The 18,130-nt window shown below is 71.3% G+C and carries 18 protein-coding genes; 5 read left to right on the top strand and 13 right to left on the bottom strand.

The window, feature by feature from the left end; all coding sequences use genetic code 11:
• Nucleotides 1–122: 122 nt before the first annotated feature.
• Nucleotides 123–746 carry a CBS and ACT domain-containing protein gene (locus ABDZ66_RS15990; protein WP_343761018.1) on the bottom strand — a complete coding sequence of 208 codons (624 nt, stop codon included), beginning with the start codon at nucleotides 744–746 and terminating at the stop codon, nucleotides 123–125.
• Between the two features lie 132 nt (nucleotides 747–878).
• Here ABDZ66_RS15990 and ABDZ66_RS15985 point away from each other — a divergent pair, with 132 nt between their 5' ends.
• Both ABDZ66_RS15985 and ABDZ66_RS15980 read left to right on the top strand, forming a co-directional pair.
• Nucleotides 879–1,367 (top strand): OmpH/Skp family outer membrane protein, encoded by a 489-nt coding sequence (locus ABDZ66_RS15985; RefSeq protein WP_343761016.1) that lies wholly within the window; start codon nucleotides 879–881, stop codon nucleotides 1,365–1,367.
• 107 nt (nucleotides 1,368–1,474) lie between these two features.
• A complete protein-coding gene (locus ABDZ66_RS15980) occupies nucleotides 1,475–1,939 on the top strand; it encodes an OmpH family outer membrane protein (RefSeq protein ID WP_343761014.1) in 465 nt (154 codons plus the stop codon).
• 456 nt (nucleotides 1,940–2,395) lie between these two features.
• Here the strand turns inward: ABDZ66_RS15980 and ABDZ66_RS15975 are convergent, their stop codons facing one another.
• From ABDZ66_RS15975 to ABDZ66_RS15930, 10 genes are all read right to left on the bottom strand, one after another.
• Nucleotides 2,396–2,899: a pyridoxamine 5'-phosphate oxidase family protein gene (locus ABDZ66_RS15975; protein WP_343761012.1), complete on the bottom strand. Its 504-nt coding sequence runs from the start codon at nucleotides 2,897–2,899 to the stop codon at nucleotides 2,396–2,398.
• Between the two features lie 169 nt (nucleotides 2,900–3,068).
• Entirely contained in the window at nucleotides 3,069–4,322 is a 1,254-nt protein-coding gene (locus ABDZ66_RS15970; RefSeq protein ID WP_343761010.1) for an MFS transporter, read from the bottom strand.
• 91 nt (nucleotides 4,323–4,413) lie between these two features.
• Entirely contained in the window at nucleotides 4,414–4,713 is a 300-nt protein-coding gene (locus ABDZ66_RS15965; protein ID WP_343761008.1) for a helix-turn-helix domain-containing protein, read from the bottom strand.
• 166 nt (nucleotides 4,714–4,879) lie between these two features.
• Nucleotides 4,880–7,123, bottom strand: a complete 2,244-nt coding sequence (feoB, locus tag ABDZ66_RS15960; RefSeq protein WP_343761004.1) for a ferrous iron transport protein B — start codon at nucleotides 7,121–7,123, stop codon at nucleotides 4,880–4,882.
• Nucleotides 7,120–7,350: a FeoA family protein gene (locus tag ABDZ66_RS15955; protein WP_343761002.1), complete on the bottom strand. Its 231-nt coding sequence runs from the start codon at nucleotides 7,348–7,350 to the stop codon at nucleotides 7,120–7,122. Before ABDZ66_RS15955 ends, feoB begins: the two co-directional genes overlap by 4 nt.
• Before the next feature lie 108 nt (nucleotides 7,351–7,458).
• A complete protein-coding gene (locus ABDZ66_RS15950) occupies nucleotides 7,459–8,232 on the bottom strand; it encodes an RluA family pseudouridine synthase (RefSeq protein WP_343761000.1) in 774 nt (257 codons plus the stop codon).
• On the bottom strand, nucleotides 8,229–8,819 hold the full coding sequence (locus ABDZ66_RS15945) for an NADPH-dependent FMN reductase (RefSeq protein ID WP_343760997.1): 591 nt from the start codon (nucleotides 8,817–8,819) through the stop codon (nucleotides 8,229–8,231). Before ABDZ66_RS15945 ends, ABDZ66_RS15950 begins: the two co-directional genes overlap by 4 nt.
• Nucleotides 8,820–8,866: 47 nt before the next feature.
• Nucleotides 8,867–9,949 (bottom strand): M48 family metallopeptidase, encoded by a 1,083-nt coding sequence (locus ABDZ66_RS15940; RefSeq protein ID WP_343760994.1) that lies wholly within the window; start codon nucleotides 9,947–9,949, stop codon nucleotides 8,867–8,869.
• 1 nt (nucleotide 9,950) lies between these two features.
• Complete coding sequence (locus ABDZ66_RS15935) at nucleotides 9,951–11,138, bottom strand: YjgN family protein (protein ID WP_343760992.1); 1,188 nt, start codon at nucleotides 11,136–11,138, stop codon at nucleotides 9,951–9,953.
• A gap of 181 nt (nucleotides 11,139–11,319) precedes the next feature.
• Complete coding sequence (locus ABDZ66_RS15930) at nucleotides 11,320–11,586, bottom strand: cold-shock protein (protein WP_088247704.1); 267 nt, start codon at nucleotides 11,584–11,586, stop codon at nucleotides 11,320–11,322.
• Nucleotides 11,587–11,887: 301 nt separating this feature from the next.
• On the opposite strand from ABDZ66_RS15930, the gene ABDZ66_RS15925 reads away from it, so the two are divergent.
• Together ABDZ66_RS15925 and ABDZ66_RS15920 are read left to right on the top strand one after the other, a co-directional pair.
• Nucleotides 11,888–12,451, top strand: coding sequence for a gamma carbonic anhydrase family protein (locus ABDZ66_RS15925; RefSeq protein ID WP_343760989.1), 564 nt, complete (start codon nucleotides 11,888–11,890; stop codon nucleotides 12,449–12,451).
• Between the two features lie 79 nt (nucleotides 12,452–12,530).
• Nucleotides 12,531–13,475, top strand: a complete 945-nt coding sequence (locus ABDZ66_RS15920; protein ID WP_343760987.1) for a hypothetical protein — start codon at nucleotides 12,531–12,533, stop codon at nucleotides 13,473–13,475.
• Between the two features lie 186 nt (nucleotides 13,476–13,661).
• On the opposite strand, the gene ABDZ66_RS15915 is transcribed toward ABDZ66_RS15920, so the two are convergent.
• Together ABDZ66_RS15915 and ABDZ66_RS15910 are read right to left on the bottom strand one after the other, a co-directional pair.
• A complete protein-coding gene (locus ABDZ66_RS15915) occupies nucleotides 13,662–14,513 on the bottom strand; it encodes an SDR family oxidoreductase (RefSeq protein WP_343760985.1) in 852 nt (283 codons plus the stop codon).
• A gap of 262 nt (nucleotides 14,514–14,775) precedes the next feature.
• Nucleotides 14,776–15,384 (bottom strand): TetR/AcrR family transcriptional regulator, encoded by a 609-nt coding sequence (locus ABDZ66_RS15910; RefSeq protein WP_343760983.1) that lies wholly within the window; start codon nucleotides 15,382–15,384, stop codon nucleotides 14,776–14,778.
• A 154-nt stretch (nucleotides 15,385–15,538) separates the two neighbouring features.
• Between ABDZ66_RS15910 and ABDZ66_RS15905 the strand changes: the two genes are divergently transcribed.
• Nucleotides 15,539–18,127 (top strand): YhgE/Pip domain-containing protein, encoded by a 2,589-nt coding sequence (locus ABDZ66_RS15905; protein ID WP_343760981.1) that lies wholly within the window; start codon nucleotides 15,539–15,541, stop codon nucleotides 18,125–18,127.
• Nucleotides 18,128–18,130 lie beyond the last annotated feature (3 nt).

Genomic DNA, 18,130 nt, shown 5'->3' with positions numbered 1-18,130 from the left:
ATTGAATGGGCTGCAAAGGCCATTCAATCCGAGCGGAGCGAGCAGGAGAGAAACGGGTTCCGGACGTGGAGTTGGCAGATCGGTGGTGTTCCGATCTGTCAACGAAACAAACGGAGTCCGTATCAGTCCAGCACGTCGATACCGGTGGCCCGCACCCGCTCACGCACGTCCTTGAGCCCCTCGCCACTGACGCGCATCACGAAGCGCCGCCGGCCGTTCTCGCCGCCGTACGTGGCGACACTGATGATGTTGCTCGGCAGGATCGCCCCGGTCGCGCGTTCCAGGCTGCCCGGCACGTCCGGCATGTCCAGCGTCAGGCGCTGCCCGCCCTCGCGCATGCCCAGGATGCCCGTGAAGGCCCGCAGGACGTCCATGGTCGTGATGATCCCGCTCAGGCGGCCCGCGTCGTTCAGGACCGGCAGGCCCCCCACGTGATGCTCCTGCATGCGCAGCGCCGCGTCCTCCATGTACTCGCCCTCGGCGGCCGTGATGACCGGGCGGGCCATCATCTCCTCGACCGTCAGTTTGCTCAGCAGGTAATTCAGTTCCCAGACGCTCAGGGTCGTGGCCTTGCTGGGCATGGCGTCCTTCAGGTCCTTGCGGGTCGTGATGCCCACCAGCCGGTCACCGTCCATGACCGGCAGGCGGCGGAATCCACCTTCTTTCAGGAGTTTCAGGGCGTCCATCACCGGCGTGCCGGGGGTCACGGTGATCGGATCAGGGGTCATCCAGTCGCGAACGAGCATACCCGCAGTCTACATGTGCTCCCCGAGCCGAGCGTCCCGCCCGCACCCGCCCCGACCTGAATGGAAAGCACGTGTGAAGCGCGTCAGGTCACCTTCATTCGGCTCAGAAACGCGCGTGATACGGTGCGCGACATGAAGATCAACGCCAAGATCCTGGCCCCCCTGGCCCTCGTGGCCGCGTATGGCCTCGGTACCGTCGCGCCGCACGCCCAGACCACCCCCCAGAAGGTCGGGTTCGTGGACGTCTCCAAACTGCTCTCCGCACACCCGGGCGACAAGGAAATCCAGGCCATCCAGAAGAAGGCCGACGACGAACTCACCGCGCTCGACAAGCAGGTCAAGGCCATCGACGCCAAGGGCGCCGGCGCCACCGCCGCCGAGAAACAGACCCGCGAGCAGCTGGTCGCCACCATCAAGAGCAAGGCCGACGCCTACGACAAGCAGCTCGCGCCCAAGATCAGCGTCGTCGAGAAGGCCGTCGACACCGCCATCAACACCGTCGCCAAGAGCAACGGCTTCTCCATCGTCATGGACCGCGACGTGGCCTCCAAGAGCGGACTGGTCATCTACGCCGACCCCACCAGCGAACTGACGGACGCCGTCGCCAAAGCCGTCAAGTAATCCCAGGCCCGGCGCCCACGCGCGGCCACCCCTGACCTGAAGCTGGCCCCGCGCGGTACTCGCTGCGGGGCCAGCCGCGTCCCGCACGCCCCACAGGAGACCCCACCTTGAACCGAATCATGCTGATCCTCCCGCTGGCCCTGCTCACCACCGTGCCTCACGCCCAGCAGAGCAAGAACCGCGTCGGTATCCTGAACGTCCAGACCGTCGTGAAAGCCATGCCCAGCGCCAAGGCCTACCTGGACCTGAACGCCCGGGCCGCCAGTGACCTCGCCGCGAAACAGAAGAGCGTGCAGGCCCTCGCCGCGAAGACCGCCACTGCCGCCGACCGCGCCGCCCTCACCAAGGCGCAGCAGGCGTATGCGGCGGCCCGCGCCGACTACGCCAAACGCATTGACGAGGCCTTCAGGCCCGTGGGCACGAAGATGAACGCCGCCGTCGCGAAGGTCGCCCGGGCGAACGGCTACACGGTCGTCCTCGACGAGCGGGTGGCCGCGCAGACCAGCCTGATCGTGTACGCCAACGAGGGCGCCACGAACCTCAACAACGCCGTCATCAAAGAACTGAAGTAAACCTCGCTGCGGGTAACGGTCCGGGCCGACACGAAGAGGGGGAGGCGCTCCTCTTCCGGTTCCGGAAGGGGCCGGCAGGAATGCACCAGCCGCGTCGGGTAGGCCACGACGCGGCTGTCTGCGAATTGCGAGGCTGATACGGATTCCGTTTGTTTCGCCAACAACCCGGGACAGCACCGGATTGCCGACTCCACGTCCGGAACCCGCCCAGCTCCCACTCGCTTCGCTCGGACCCGGCGGGCTTTGCAGCCCATTCAATCGGAGTCCGTATGATACGACCTGCGGTTGATACGGACTCCGACGGGATGGGTGTGCGAACCATTCCTTCGGAGCGGGTGGGAGAGCTGCCCCGCGGAGTGGGGGAGAGACGGACTGAAAGGCGTGAAGGGGGCAACCCGGTGCGGTGGCGGGCTGTGAACGGACCAGCCGGCCGTCTGGTGCGGACGGCCGGCTGGATCAGAGTCGGACGGTCTCGTTCTCGCCCATGTCGGGCTTGCCGCCCACCAGTCCCTTCGCGAATTCCAGCAGGCTGCGGATCTTGCCGTTGCCCTCCCAGTACTCCGCGCCGCCCGCGTGAATCTGAATCAGCTGGATGTTCGGGTCTTCCTTGCCCTGCGGGAAGTACGTCTGATAGAAGTCGCTCCAGAGTTCGTCGAGCTTCGCGCGGTCCTCGACCAGTTTCGCCGTGCCGTACACGCTGACGTACACGCCCTTGTCAGGATTCGAGTAACTGACGTTCACCTGCGGGCGGGCCGCCATGTCCCGCACCTGTTCGCTGTCCCTGCTGCCGATGAACCAGATGTCACCGTCGAACTCGACCTGCTGGGTGGTCATGGGGTGGGCGTGCAGGTGGCCAGCGCCGGTCTGGACGGTCAGCATCGCGAAATGCACTTCCTTGATCAGACCGGCGAGCGTCTTCACGGCTTCCTGACGGGTCGCGGGGTGGGTGGAGTCAGTCATGCCCGCACCCTCTCACGCCCCCGGCCGGGGCGACTGGGACGGCGCGTACCGTGTGAATCCTCGCCCAACCTCCCCTGAAGGAACGCTGCACGCCGCATGAGGAGCCCGCCCGTCCGGAAGTGGCCCACCTTCCCCGCTGCCGGACGGAGCGGGTTGCCGGGCCGCGCGGTCAGGCCGGGGCGGGGCGCGGCCCGCGCTGGGTTTCCGGAACGTTCCGGACGAGCAGCACGCCCAGGATGAAGAACGCGGCGGCAATCCCGAACACCAGCGTGTACCCCAGGTTGTCGCCGCGTGCGTTCCCCCAGTCGAGCAGTGCGCCCTGCGGCCCACCGATGAACTGCGGGGCCACGAACGCCACGTGCCAGATGCCCATGTCACGCGCGAAACTGCTCTGGCTGGGCATGGCGTCGCTGCCCAGCGCCCAGTCCACGCTGGTGAACGCCCCGAAGCCCAGGCCGAACACCACGGCCAGCAGCAGCGCCGCCCCGAAGCCCGGCACGACCAGCAGCAACAGCGCGGCGGCCGCCATGGTGGTGCCCGCCACGTAGATGACGGGTTTGCGGCCCACCCGGTCACTGATCCGCCCGCCGATCAGCGCCGAGACGATGCTGGCCACGATGATGCACGCCAGCATGATCGAGTTGGAGGTCGCCGGGTCCTTCTGACCCAGCACGTCGGCGTTGTAGTACTGCAGGAACGGCTGCACCGAGTACTGTCCCAGCGCGAACAGGACGCGCGTGACGAACACCCACAGGAACGGACGGTAGGTGAACAGCGACTGCCAGGGGGCGGGCCGCGTGCCGGCCGGGGCGGGCGCGGCGTCGTCCGGTACGCCGCGCATGGTGACCAGCGCCGGCACGAGCAGGAACACGCCGATCAGCACGAACGACACCGCGGACGGCAGGTGCAGCATCCCGACCGCGAAGGCGCTGACGGCGCCCAGCAACTGCCCGGCCGCCTGGAGCATGCCCATCACGCCGCTGTACCGGCCGCGCTGCTCGGGCGGTACGAGCTGCGGAATCAGGGCGGAGTACGGCGCGGTCGCGTAGTTGTTCCCGAACTGCACCAGCAGGAAGCCCAGCACGTACACCCAGAAGCCGGTCATGCCGCCGAGCAGGGTCACGGCGGCCGCCATGACGGCCAGCCCGGCGATGTTCACGCCCACGCCCAGACGCAGGTACGGCACGCGCCGGCCACTGCGGTCGCTGTGCGCCCCGACGAGCGGCGGGATGACCAGCGCCATGACCGCGCCGATGGCGGTCAGTGCGCCCGCGTAGGTGCCCTTACGGTCCGGACCGACGAATTCGAGCACGTTGGCGGGCATCAGGACGAGCAGCAGCAGCAGCCAGTGGAAGGCCGTGCCGAACCAGAACGCGGACAGCACCCACGGACTGACGCGCGGAGCAGAGAAGTTGGCAGTCATGTTGCGGCGAGTATACGGGCCGCCGCCCCTCCGTCCGCGCCGGAATGAACGGCCCACGCCGGGCCGCGACGGAGCGGGCGGCGCGGCGCGGTCAGTGGCCCTGCGGATTCAGGCGGCGCAGGTACGCCTCGCCGCGCGGCGTGAGCCGCAGCAGGTGCAGGGGCGGGGCGTCCTGACCGGCGTTGCGGCACATGCTTTTCAGGGCGCAGGGGCCGCACTCGCAGCCGTCCGTGGTCTGTGCGGCCTCCTGCACGTACCCGCCGCCCTGCAGGGTGCGCAGCATGCCGTTCAGGGCGCCCTCGCTGCTGCCCAGGTCGCGGGCCAGTTCGGCGGGCGTGCGCGGCTGCCCGGCAATGGCGTTCAGGATGCCCGCCAGTGGCGAGGCGCTCATGCGAACGCCGCCCCGGACGTACGCGCCCGTGTCATACGGACTCCGATTGAATGGCTTACAAAGCCGTTCAATCCGAGCGAAGCGAGAAGGAGAGAAACGGGTTCCGGACGTGGAGTTGGCAACCCGGTGCTGTCCCGGGTTGTTAACGAAACAAACGGAATCCGTATCACAGGACCCTCGACGCGATCTGGTACACGATCAGGCCCACGACCCAGGCGGTGGCCAGCTGGTACGCGACCGTCACCCACGCGACGCGCCGCCCGTGCTCCTGCGCCATCGCCCCGACCGTGGCGATGCACGGCGTGTACAGCAGCACGAACACCAGGTACGCCAGGCCGCTGGCGGGCGTGAACGCGCGGGAGAGCGCGGCGGCCAGCGGCGTCTGCGTGTCGGTGCTGGCATCGGCGCTCAGGCTGGGCAGGGCCAGCACGGTCGGCAGGGCCGACACGCTGGCCTTCACGGCGTCCCAGGTGGCCCCCAGCGTCTGCGTGATTCCGGCCACGAGGCCCAGCGGTGCGGGCGCGGCGGCCTGCTCACCCAGGTAGATCTGCCCCAGGGTGCCCACGACGACCTCCTTGGCGATGAAGCCCGGCACGAGCGCCCCGGTCGCCTGCCAGTTCCCGAAGCCCAGCGGCGCGAAGATCGGCGACACGGCCTGACTGACCACCCCGAACAGGCTCTCCTGCGGGGGCACGGTCGCGAACTTCTGACCGTTCACGGCGGGCAGGGCCAGCAGCAGCCACACGACGGCCACGGTGCCCATGACGGTGGTGCGGGCGCGGCGCGCGAAACTCGCGGTGCGCCGCCACGCGTGCTTCCACAGGACCCGCCACGCCGGGAAGCGGTACGGCGGGAGTTCCAGCAGCACGCCGCCCCCCTCGGCCGGCAGGGACGTGCGGCGCAGGATCAGCGCGAACAGGAACGCCACCGCCATGCCCAGCACGTACAGGCCCCACACCAGCCAGCTGCCCGCGCGGGGGAACAGCGCGGCGGCGAACACCACGTACACCGGCAGGCGCGCCGAGCAGCTCATGAACGGCAGGATCATGCTGACCAGTACCCGGTCACTGCGGCGCTCCAGGGTGCGGGTGGCGTACACGGCGGGCACGTTGCACCCGAAGCCCAGGATCAGCGGAATGAACGCCCGGCCGTCCAGCCCGGCGCCGCGCATGGCGCGGTCCATCAGGAAGGCGGCGCGGGCCATGTACCCGCTGTCCTCCAGGAAGCTCATGGCGAGATACAGCACGAGCAGCGTCGGCAGGAAGCTCAGGACCGTGCCCACGCCCGGAATGATCGCCCCGACCACCAGGTCGCGTGCCAGCGGGAACCACGCCAGCCCGGCCGACGCCCACCCGCTCAGGATGTCCTGCAGCGGCCCGCCGATCAGGTCCACGAACGGCGAGGCCACGCTGAAGGTCAGGCGGAACACCAGCAGCACCAGCGCCAGGAACAGCGGAATGCCCAGCAGCGGGTGAAGGGTCAGGCGGTCGAGCCGTTCGCTGAAGGTCCGGCGGGCCAGGGCCTGCGGCACGGCGGCGCGTGCCAGTTCGCCCGCGCGGGCGTAGCGGGCCTCGGCGATCTCGATCAGCGGATCGAGTCCCTGGGCCTCCAGGGTGGCGGCGTGCGCGTCGGCAGCGTCCAGCAGCGGCTGGTGACCGGTCGCGGCCAGCCGTCCCCGCACGCTGGGGTCGCCCTCGAGCAGTGCCAGCGCCAGGTAACGGTGCGCGTGCGGCGGCAGGGTGCTCAGGCCCGACATGCGGGACGTGAGGTCCTGCGCGGCCAGTTCGATGGGACCGGGGTAGCGCACGGCGACGCCCAGCGTCGCGCGGTCCAGCACGCCGCTCATCAGGTCTGCGGTGCCGACGCTGCGGCTGGCGACGGTCTCGATGACCGGCACGCCCAGCGCCCGTGACAGCGCCCGGGCGTCCACGGTCAGGCCCTTGTCGCGGGCCTCGTCCACGAGGTTCAGCGCGACGGCGACCGGCAGTCCGAAATCCATGAGTTGCAGCGTGAGGTACAGGTTGCGTTCCAGGTTCCCGGCGTCCAGCACGTTCATGACGGCGTCCGGGGCCTCGTCGAGCAGGGCGGTGCGGGCGATCAGTTCCTCGGGCGTGTGCGGACTGAGCGAGTACGCGCCGGGCAGGTCCAGCAGGTGCACGCTGCGTCCGGCGTGGCTGAGGTGGGCCTCGCGTTTCTCGACCGTCACGCCGGACCAGTTCCCGACCTTCAGGCGCGTGCCGGCGACCGCGTTGATCAGGGTGGTCTTGCCGACGTTGGGGTTGCCGACCACGACCACGCGCGGCTCCCGCGCGGCCTGCAGGCGGGCGACGGTGGCGGCGCACGCGGCGGCATCTGGCCGGTGCAGGCCGCCGAGGTCCGGCAGGGGAGGCGGGATCAGCGGGGTGGTCACAGGCGCACCCGGATGCCGTGCAGGTCCGCGAGTCGCAGGGCGAGGGCCGTGCCGTTCAGGCGGAGTTCCAGCGGGTCGCCCAGCGGCGCCCGGCGGACCACGGTGACGGGCGCGCCCCGCACGAATCCCAGTTCGAGCAGGCGGCGGCGCAGCGGGTGGCGGGGGTCGAGGGACACGACGTGCGCGGTCTGTCCGGGACTCAGCTGATCAAGGGTGCGTTCTTCCATCCGGTGCCTCCGACCCTGCTGGATCATTCCCGATCAGGATAGTCGGATTTCGGCATTTGGCAAGGGCCGCCGGTCACGCCGCCCCACCCCCCCGCCGGCGGCGGCCCTTCAGGGCAGGGCCGGCAGGGCGTCCCAGTACGCCTGCAGGTCCGGAGCCAGCGGCACCTCGGCCACAACCTGCGTCCCCGCCCACGGGAACGCCACGCGCGCCGCGTGCAGCGCCTGACGCGCCAGCCCCAGCCGCGCCGTGAGTTCCGGCGTCTGCCCGGTCTCCATGAACGCCAGGAACACGTCCGGATCACGGCCGTACAGTTTGTCCCCCACCATCGGCAACCCCAGGTGCGACAGGTGCGCGCGGATCTGGTGCAGGCGCCCGCTGCGCGGGTACGCCTCGATCAGGGCGTGCCCGGCCCGGCGGGCCACCACCCGGAAGTCCGTCACGGCCGGCTTGCCGTCCGGCACGACCGCCTGCCGGATGGCGATACGGTTCGCGCCGCCCAGCCCCAGGTCACCCAGCGGGCCGTCCAGCGTGCGCCGCTCCCAGTCGGGCGAGCCGTGCACGATCGCCAGGTACGTCTTGCCGACCAGGTGCGTCTTGAACAGCGTGAAGAACCGCTGCGCCGCCTCACGGTCCCGGGTCAGGAGCTGCGCGCCGCTGGTCTCGCGGTCCAGGCGGTGCGGCGGCGCGAGGTCCGGTTCGCCGGTCGTGCGCTGCATGAACGTCAGCAGGTCCGGCACGTCCACCCGCGCCCGGACCGGATGGGTCAGCCACAGCGCGGGCTTGTGCACCACGTAGAAGTCCGGGTGTTCCACGATCACCCGTGGGCGTTCGGTGGGGGGCAGCAGCGGCGCGCGAGGGCCGGGGGCGTCCGGCGCGGTCACAGTTCCCACACGCTGGCGTAGTCACGCCCCGAGAGCCGCGCCGACAGGTCCACGCCCCGGTCCACGGTGCGCGACAGCCGCGCCCGCAGCCACTCGCCCGGCACCTCCGGCGCGTCCCAGTGCGCGGACGTGGCGTACACGAAGTGCGGGTTCACCACGCAGCGGAAATCCACCATCAGCCCGAACGCGAACGCCCCGTGACTCAGGTACCCGTGGTCCAGCCCGCCCGACACCAGGAACGTCACGGGCTTATCGAACCACGCGCCGTGCAGGCCGCGCGCCGCGTCGCTGCTGCCCGTCAGTTCCACCAGCGCCCTGGCGCCGGACCCCAGCCCCCAGTTGTACACGGGCACCCCCAGGAACACACCGTCCGCCCCGGCAACCGCCGCGTGGTACCGCGCCGCGTTCGGGTGCGCGTAACATCCGCCGGGCCCCTGCACGTTGTCGAAGGGGGGCAGCGGATCGGTCCGCAGGTCGAGGAACGTGACCTCGTGCCCCTGCGCCCGCAGCTGCGCGGCGGCCAGGGCGCACAGCCACGCGCTGCGGCTTTCCGGGTCGAGACTGGTGGACAGAACCGTGAACTTCACGCCCCAGAGCGTAGTGCATCCCAGGTGCGTCCCGGGATGCCGGCAGGTCAGCGGGCGGCGTCCTCCAGCTGCTTCAGGTGTTCGATGCGGGCGTCCGTGCCGGGGTGCGTGCCCAGCAGGTCCGGCAGGTCCGGCCCGGTGTCCTGGGCTTCCAGCCGCGCCAGGATGGTCCGCAGGGGCTGCGTGCTGCCGTAGCGTTCCAGCATGAAGCGGGCGGCCACCGCGTCAGACTGCGTCTCGGCGGCCCGCGAGTACCCGCCCTGCACCAGCGCGACCGGCACGGCCGCCGCGAACGTCGAGGCGCTGACCACGTCCCCGGTCAGCGCCGTGAGGATCAGCGACAACCCCAGCGCCTGGTACACGCTGGCCAGCCCGTGCCGGTGCGTGACGTGCCCCACCTCGTGCGCCAGCACGCCAGCCAGTTCCCGGTCACTGCGGGCCAGCGCGACCAGCTGATCGGTCATGACGACCGTCCCGTTCGGCAGCGCGAAGGCGTTCGCGCCGATGCCCGCGCCGCCCGGCTCACCGTCACGCAGCAGCAGCCGGTACCCGTACCCGCCGCCCGCCCAGCTGCTCACGTCCCGGAACGCCGCCTGCAACTGCGCCTGCCGCGCCGCGCCCAGCGCACTCGGGCCGATCAGGTCCCGGCCCTCCAGCACCTGCAGGGTCTCGCGGTCGAAGGCGGCCAGCACGCCTGCGGGCGTCACGGCCGCCGCCTGCCGCGCCAGCACCGGCACGCCGAACGTCACGAAGCCCCACAGCAGCGCCCCGGTCACGGCCACCGCGCCCAGCGCAGCGCCCCAGCTGGCCTCCAGCTGCCCCACGCCGCCCAGCAGGCGCTGGCGGCCATGCCGCCGCTCCCAGGCGCGCACGGCGGCGTGGTCGTCGGTCTCGAAGCGGCTGCCGTCCGGGAAGCCCAGGCTGCGGCGCACGCCGGGCAGCGCCGCTTCCGCCGTCACCTGACCGGCGCGCCAGTGATGGTCGCCCCGTCCCTCCAGGCGTACCGTCACGCCGTCTGCGCCCAGGTGCAGCGTGGCCGGGTGGTCGCGGCTGCTGCGCCCGTCGAAGAACACGCCCTGCACGCCCTGCCCGGCTGGCGCGGTCTGATCCGGGGTGTTCAGGTCCGGCACGTCAGAAGCCCAGCCCGATGTCCAGCAGTTCGGTGGCGGCCTCACCCAGCGCCGACTCGGGGCCCGAGGTGCCCGCCGCGAAGTCGTCCAGCGGCGCGATGGCCCGCACACTGACACCCGCCAGCAGGTACCGGGTGCGGCGGACCGCGGCCCAGGGAGTCGCGAGGCCCAGCGTCAGCAGTTGCGCCGCGCCGTTCGAGACGCTGATCCACACGACCCGCCAGGGATTGAAGGTCGCGCCCGTCCGGACCACGCCGCCCAGTTCCGTGTTGTTCAGCACGTACCGCATGGTCGCCGCCCGCACGTACTGCCACGCCACGCCGTTCAGCGCGACCAGGATCACGTACGCCGCCGCGACGAAGAACAGAGCCGCTCCTCCCGTTCCCAGGTTCTCCCAGTCCATGCTGTCCGGATCGAAGCCACTCCCGGCCAGCCACGCCACCAGCGCCACCACTGCCGGCACGGCCAGCAGCAGCCCCGCCCCGACGAGCAGGCCCACGCCCGTCAGCGCGATCAGGTACAGGGGCGCCACGTCCCCCCGGAAATGCCCGCGTGCCGAACCGTACGACAGGCTGTTCACCTGATACCGGCGCTGCATGAACCACGCCCAGGGCAGCGCCAGCCCCCCGCTGAGACTGGCCGCCACGTTCGCCGCGCCGTACGCCACGTACGCGCCTTTCACGCTGCCGTCGAAGTGAAAGCGCAGCCCCCGGTGCGTGGTGTTCACGGCCTGAAAGCGCATGGACTGCGCCACCAGCCACGGGTACAGCAGCGCGAACACCAGCGCGAGCAGCGCCGACAGCCACCACCACCGCTCACTCTGCTGGCTCAGGGTGTACGCCCCGAACAGCGCCCCCACCACCACGTAGGACCGCAGCAGCTTCAGCGGATTGGCCCGGTACTCGAAGTTCTGCCCGTCCACCCAGGTGTGCCCGTAGAAGTACTGCCGGTTGCGCACCCGCGCCCACGGCAGGTAGATGCCCAGCGTGACCACCGTCAGCGCCGTGTTCACGATCCACAGCCGGAAGTACTCGCTGGCCGATCCCGTGAACGACACGGGGTAGCGGTTCAGGCTGGGCCGGTCCGGTGCGGGATGGCCGGTCAGCGGACCGTGCCGTCCGGAAACCCCCGGTGGGTCCGGTACGGGGGAGACCTGCTCGGACCGGACGGGGGAGGCGGCGTCGCTCATGACCGTCATGCTACGGGCTCCGCGCGGGCCGCGTGAGCGCATCTGCCCGCCGCGCAGGTCCGTGGCGGCGCACCACTCCCGACACCCGGCGGGGGACTCAAGGCGAGCAGCGGACGACGGCGCGTCCGCTGCGATGAACAGAAGGTCCGGTCAGGCTCCGCGGGGGAGCCTCAGCCGGCAATTACCAGCGGCTGCCGCCGCGGTTGCCGCCCATGCCGCCGCCCATCGGGGCGGGCGCGGCGTTGGTGACGACCACGTTCTTGGCCTGGGGGCCCTTGCTGCCCTGGCCGGCTTCCACTTCGAACTCCACCTCGTCACCCTCGTTGAGCTTGCGGAACCCGCCGCTCTGGATGGCGCTGTAGTGCACGAACACGTCGGGGTTGCCGGGGTGCTCGATGAATCCGTAGCCTTTTTCAACGTTGAACCACTTCACTCGACCTTGAGCCATAACTCTCCTTGCATCTCAAGAATCCGCTGCCTGGTATCCCACCCTCTGGGCCGGACCCAACAGATGGCACGAATTTTGAGACCTCAGAAGTATCGCATGACTTCCCGGGGGACATGCGCAGATTTGCCTCACCCGGCCCCGCCGCCGGGGAGGGCCGGCGCCGTGCAGGCGCTGTGGCGGCGCGGCCGGTCATGCTAGGCTGACACCCAGTTCAACACCCGCCGCGTGTGCCACCGACAACCCCGGCCCTCCCGAGCCGGCGTCACCGTCACCGCCCGCGCGGCCCCCGGAGGAACACAGCATGCCGCGCTACGCCCTGGACGGGCACGTCCCCCACATTCACCCCACCGCGTTCACCGCGCCCAGCGCCGACATCATCGGTCAGGTCACGGTCGCGGCGCACGCCAGCGTCTGGTTCGGCGCCGTGCTGCGCGGCGACCTCGAAGCCATCACCGTCGGCCCGTCGTGCAACGTTCAGGACGGCGCGGTGCTGCACACGGACGCCGGCTGGCCCTGCATCCTGACCGACCACGTCACGGTCGGTCACCGCGCCATCGTGCACGGCGCCATCTGCGGACCAGGCAGTCTGGTCGGCATGGGCGCCGTGATGCTCAGCGGCTCCAGTCTGGGGGCCGGCGCGGTCCTGGGGGCCGGCGCGGTCCTGCCGGAGGGAGTGCACGTGCCGGACGGCATGCTGGCCGTCGGGATTCCGGCGCGGGTGGTGCGGCCCGCGCCGGGCGGCGGCAACGCGGCCCGCTACGTGCAGAACGCCGCCCGCTTCCGCCAGGGGCTCACGCTGCTGCCTGACGACACCCCGGAACCGTCCAGCCCGGCCGGGCCGCTTTTGCGGGTGGACGGCCTGTGACACGGCGTCCGTCCGTGCCGGTGACGGCGGACAGGGCCAGCCGGTCCTCTCCACGCCCGCACCCCGCCCGGAGCGCCGCGTGAAGGACAAGCGCCGCGCCGCGCCCCGCTCCGTTCCATCCGGAGAGGGCCCGGACCCCGCCCAGACTCCCATCCCCGAGGACGCCATGACCGAACCGACCGCAACCCCGCAGGTCCAGCCGATCGAGCTTCCGTCCGCCGGGCCGGGCAACGCCCCCGACGGGACCGGGGACCTCGCGGAACTCATCCCGGAACTCACGCCCATGTTTCCGGGCGCGGCCCCCTTCCTGGCGCGCTTCCTGCCGCACGCGCCGCCCACCCACACCGGCCTGACCCAGCACTTCTGCGACCTGCACGCCTTCCTGAAGTACCTGCACGAGCAGGCCTGGTTCGGGTACCTGCACGCCACGCTGGGCGAGCACAGCGCGTTCGTGCTGCTGTTCGAGGGCCGCACCGTCACGGCCGCCGCCGCGAGCGCAACCGGCGAGCAGGCCCTCGGCGAACTGCTGAACCTCTACGAGCAGGGAGCCGCCCTGAGCGCCCACCCGCTGCCGCCCACCCTGGCGCACGTCCTGAGCGGGATCGGGTCGCGCGCCTGGAAGTTCAACCTGACCGAGGACTTCACGGGACTGCACGCCCGACCGACCGGCGCGATCTACTACCTGCGCGGCGAGATCGTCGCGACCATGCCGGCCACCCTGCCGTACGAGGGGGCCTTCCCGGCGCCGCTGCGCCCGCAGACGCTGATCCTGCCGCGCAGTCTGGCCGGCTGGGCCCACCACCACTACGCCATGACCCTGCGCGGCCGGGACGCCCTGAACGCCATCACTGGCCTGCACCAGACCTTCCGCGCGCAGCACGGGCCGGCCGGCCTGGCGTTCCTGCGGGCGCTGGGCGAGCGCCTCTCGCCGGCCGAGTACGCCCTGCGTTCCGACGTGGCCCTGCATGACATGGAACCCATGGTGCAGGACTTCATCAAGAACGGCTACGTCCGCGAGGCCTGATACGGACTCCGATTGAATGGGCTGCAAAGCCCGCTGGGTCCGAGCGAAGCGGGTGGGAGCTGGGCGGGTTCCGGACGTGGAGTTGACAGATCGGTGGTGTTCCGATCTGTTAACGAAACAAACGGCAGGCCGTATCACTCAACCGCATGCTGCTGTGAACCGGCAGCCGTCGGCGGCGCGGGACGGTCAGTCGAGGTAGCCCTCGCTGAGAATCCACAGGCGAAAGGCCGCGCCGTCGTCCTGGGCCTGCGGGGCGGGCGTGACCTCGCGGGACTCGCTGAAGTACCGCCCGGACACCGTGACCGGGTCGGCCGCGAGGTGAATGCTGGTCTGCGCACCCTGCTCGGGCGTGATGGCGAAGCGGTCGACGACGCGGTATGCCTGACTGACGAGCCCGCCGTTGTTGTGCGCGAAGCCCGTGGCGACCATGCCGGGGTGCAGGCTGTTGCTGCGGAGGCCGGGTTCACGCCGCGCCAGTTCCCGCGCGAACAGGATGTTGGCGAGTTTACTCTGGGCGTACGCGGCCCAGCCGCCGTACCCGCGGCGGAATTCCGGGTCGTCGAAGCGGACGCGGCCCATGGCGTGCGCGGCCGACGCGACCGTGACGACGCGCGGCGCGGCGCTCTGGCGCAGCAGGGGCAGCAGCTCGCGGGTCAGCAGGAAGGGGGAGAGGTGGTTGAGCGCCCAGGTCTGTTCGATGCCCTCGCGGGTCTCGGCGCGGCGGGCGTTGAAGGCCCCGGCGTTGTTCACGAGAACGTCGAGGCGGCCGTGGCGGTCGGTGTACTCCTGCGCGGCCCGGCGCACCTGCGCGAGTTCCGAGAGGTCCGCGAGGAGGGTGTCGTGCGCGCCGGTCTGCCGGGCGGCGTCGCGGGTCCGTTCGGGGTGACGGCCCACGATGGTGACGTGCGCGCCGCGCGCGGCGAGTTCGCGGGCGGTGATCAGGCCGATGCCGCCGGTGGCGCCGGTCACCAGGACGTGCTGGCCCTGGAGGGAGGCGGGCGGGGCGGGGTGGGCGGGGGAGCGGAGGTCCGGCGTCATGCTGCCCAGCATAGAAGGCGGGCCGGCGTGGGGGCTGAAGCATAAAGGACAATCCGGCTGGGGAGGTCCCGGCGGCGGGAGGGCGCCGCGCGACCGGGCAGAAAGTGAGGCTGAACCTGTGTGGGATTCAGCCTCCTGGCGCTGCGGACTTCACCCGGCCCGCCTACTGGATTGTGTGCGCTGATGGGATCAGTGTAGAGGGTGGTCCACACAGCTTTGTCACAGGCGCGTGGGGCCAGGGGGATGAAGGCCGCGTGAGGGTTCAGCAGGCGGTGGGGGCGGGCGACGCCGTGAAGGCCTGCACGCCCGTGTTGAGCAGGAGGTCCAGGGTGTTGGCCAGCTGCGCGGTGGCGGCGGGGTCCAGTTGGGCGTTGACGGCGTGGGCGGCCGCGCCGTGCAGCAGGATGGTGATGCAGGTGAGCAGGTAGGGGGTGCGGGGCCCCGGGCTGGGCAGGTGGGCGTGCAGGCGCTGTTCGAGGTCCGCGAGGACCTGCTGGCGGCGGCGGGTGAAGGCCGGGCCGCTGCCGCTCTGGAGCAGGGTCAACAGCGCCTGGTCCTGCACGAGTTCGTGGAGGATCGCGGCGAAGGGGCGGGCGCGTTCCCCGCTGTGAATCTCGGCCAGCAGCGGGGCGAGGCGCTCTTCGAGGTCGTGCAGGCGCGCGGTGAGCAGTTCGGCGAGGATGTCGGTGGTGGAGGTGAAGTAGCTGTAGATGGTGGGGCGGGAGACGCCGATGGTCCGGGCGATGTCGCCCATGGTGACGGCCTCGAAGCCGCGGGCGGTGAACAGGGACTCACTGCCGCTGAGGATCTGTTGCCTTCGGTCGGCGGAGGGGAGGCGGCGGCGGCTCCCGGCGGAGGCGAGGGTCTGCATGTCCGCAGTGTACACCTTAGCTGACACTCTGTCACCTGACACTTCGTCGGTTGACAGGTCGCGCGGCGTCCCGCATACTCCGGCTACTGACAGAGTGTCACGAAGCTGTTGACCCTCCACGGCCCCGCCCGCCCGCCCCCCCACAGAGGTCCGCATGAACCAACCCCCTCCACCCGAACAACCCACCCGGCGCACCCTGAACCGCGACTACCGCACCCTCACCCCCGCCGAACGCAGCCTGTGGCGCTACCCCATCATGTGGGCCGCCGCCGCCGCCTTCCTGTTCGTGCCACTCATCTACGTCGGCGTGTACCTCATGAGCGTCTGGGACCCCGCCGGTAACCTGCCCGACCTGCCCGCCGCCCTCGTCAACCTCGACCAGGGCACCGTCTCACGCGGCAAACAGGTCAACGTCGGCCGTGAACTCCTGACCGAACTGCACAAGGACCCCCCCGTGCAGTTCCGCCACTACCCCACCCAGGCGCAGGCCGAGGCCGCCGTCCGGCGCGGCGACGTGTACTTCGCCCTGACCATCCCCGCCGACTTCAGCCGCCGCGCCGTGAGCGGCAGCAGCAGCGAACACGGCCTGCTCCAGCTGTACCGCGCCCCGGGCCTGAACTACTACGCCAGCACCGTCTCCGACCGCGTCGCCAGCGCCATCGCCGAGGACCTGAACGCCACCCTCGGCGAGAACCGCTGGGAAGTCGTGCAGAACAGCCTCGCCGACGTCCAGCAGGGCTTCCTGGACCTGCACGACGCCACCAGCCGACTCGCCGACGGCGCCCAGACCCTCCTGGACGGCAGCGGCCGCCTCGCCAGCGGCGCCGCCACCCTCGCCGGCGGCACCACCAGCCTCGCCAGCGGCGCCGGCAAACTCGCGGGCGGCGCCCGCGACCTCAGCGCCGGGGTGGGCCGCCTCAGCAGCGGCGTCAGCACCCTCTCCGGCGGCCTGCGCCAGCTCGAGGCCGCCGCCCCCGGCGAGAAACAGCTCGCGCCGCTGCGCAGCGGCGCCGCCACCCTCAGCACCAGCGCCGGTAGCCTCGCCACCGGCCTCGGCAAACTCGCCAGCGGCGGCGACCAGCTCGCCGCCGGCGCCCGAAAACTCGGCAGCGGCGCCACCCAGGTCGACACCGGCACCTCGCAGCTCGCCGCGCAACTCCCGGCCCTGGCCGGCGGCCTGGGCGACCTGAACGGCGGCGCTCAGGCCCTCGCGACCGGCGCCGAACGCCTGAGTGGCGGCCTCGGAAAAGCCCAGGCGGGCGCGAAACAGGCCTCCGACGGCGCCGCGCAACTCGCCACCGGCCTCGGCAAACTCGACACTGGCCTCGGCACCCTCCAGACCGGCGCGCAGTCCCTCGCCAGCGGCGCGGCCAGCCTGGGCAGCGCCCTGAAAGGCAGCCCCGCCGCGCAGGGCGCCCAGACCCTCCAGACCGGCGCCGCCAGCCTCGCCACCGGCCTCGAACAGTCGAAGGCCGCCTCGGCCGCCACCAGCCGGGGCGCACAGACCCTCGCCACGCAACTCCCCGCCCTGAGCAGCGGCCTCGGCGACCTGAACAGCGGCGCCACGCAGCTGCAGGCCGGCGCCGCGAAACTCGCCGCCGGAACCGCCAGCGCCCAGAGCGGCGCGCAGAAGGCCGCCACCGGCGCCAGGCAGCTCGCGGCCGGCACCACCCAGCTCCGCAGCGGCGCCCAGGACCTCGCCACCGGCGCCGGCACCCTCGCCGCCAACACCCGCAAGGCCGCCGCCGGCGCCACCCAGCTCGCCGCCGGCGCCGGGCGCCTCCAGAGCGGCGTGAACACCCTGGTCAGCGGCAACCTGAAGATCAAGAGCGCCCTCGGGCAGATCACCGCCAGACTCCCGGCCCAGCAGGACCTGGGCGCCCTGAGCAGCGGAAGCCGCACCCTCGCCAGCAGCAGCGAACAGCTCGCCGCCGGCGCCCGCAGGCTCGCCACGGGCGCAGGAACCCTCCGCGCCGGCACCACCGACCTGCAGAGCGGCGCCCGCCAACTCCGGGACGGCCTCGTCACGCTGCGCGACAAGATCCCCACCGACACCGAGCAGCTCGGCGGCGACCCCGACGGCCTGGCCCGCAGCGTCACGGTCCACACCGAGGACTTCGCGAACGTTCCCAACAACGGCAACGCCTTCGCGCCGTACTTCATCGCCCTGGCCCTCTGGGTCGGCGCGACCCTGACCACCTTCATCTTCCCGTTCCTGCTGATTCCCGACAGCGGCCGCCACACCGGACAGGTCGCCCGCGTCCTGCGCAAACTCAGCGTGCCCCTCCTGATCGTCGCCGGACAGGCCGGCATCGTCGTCCTCGGCGTTCACCTGATGGGCGTGCAGTTCATGAACCCCACCCAGGTCCTGCTGACCAGCCTCGCCGGCTCCGTCACCTTCATGACCGTGATTCTGGCCCTGAACCTGCTGTTCGGCCCGGCCGGGCGCGTCCTGGCCCTGATCCTGCTGATCGTGCAGCTCGCCGCGAGCGGCGGCAGTTACCCCGTGGAACTCTCCAGCCCCGTCTTCCAGGCCATCCACAACCTGATTCCCGTCACGGAAGTCATCAACGCGCTGCGCCACGCCATGTTCGGCGCCTTCGAGGGGCAGTACTGGGACTTCATGGGCCGCATGGGCCTCGTCGCCCTGATCGGCTTCATCGTCGCGCTGCTCAGCCGCCGCCGCTGGGTGTACACCCCCGACGACCGCTTCCGCTCTCCCATCCTCACCGACGTCGGGTAACCC

Origin of the sequence: Deinococcus depolymerans (assembly GCF_039522025.1) — a bacterium.
Taxonomy (GTDB): Bacteria; Deinococcota; Deinococci; order Deinococcales; family Deinococcaceae; genus Deinococcus; species Deinococcus depolymerans.
The sequence above is the reverse complement of the archived record's forward strand: the minus strand, read 5'-3'. Positions and strand labels throughout refer to the sequence as shown.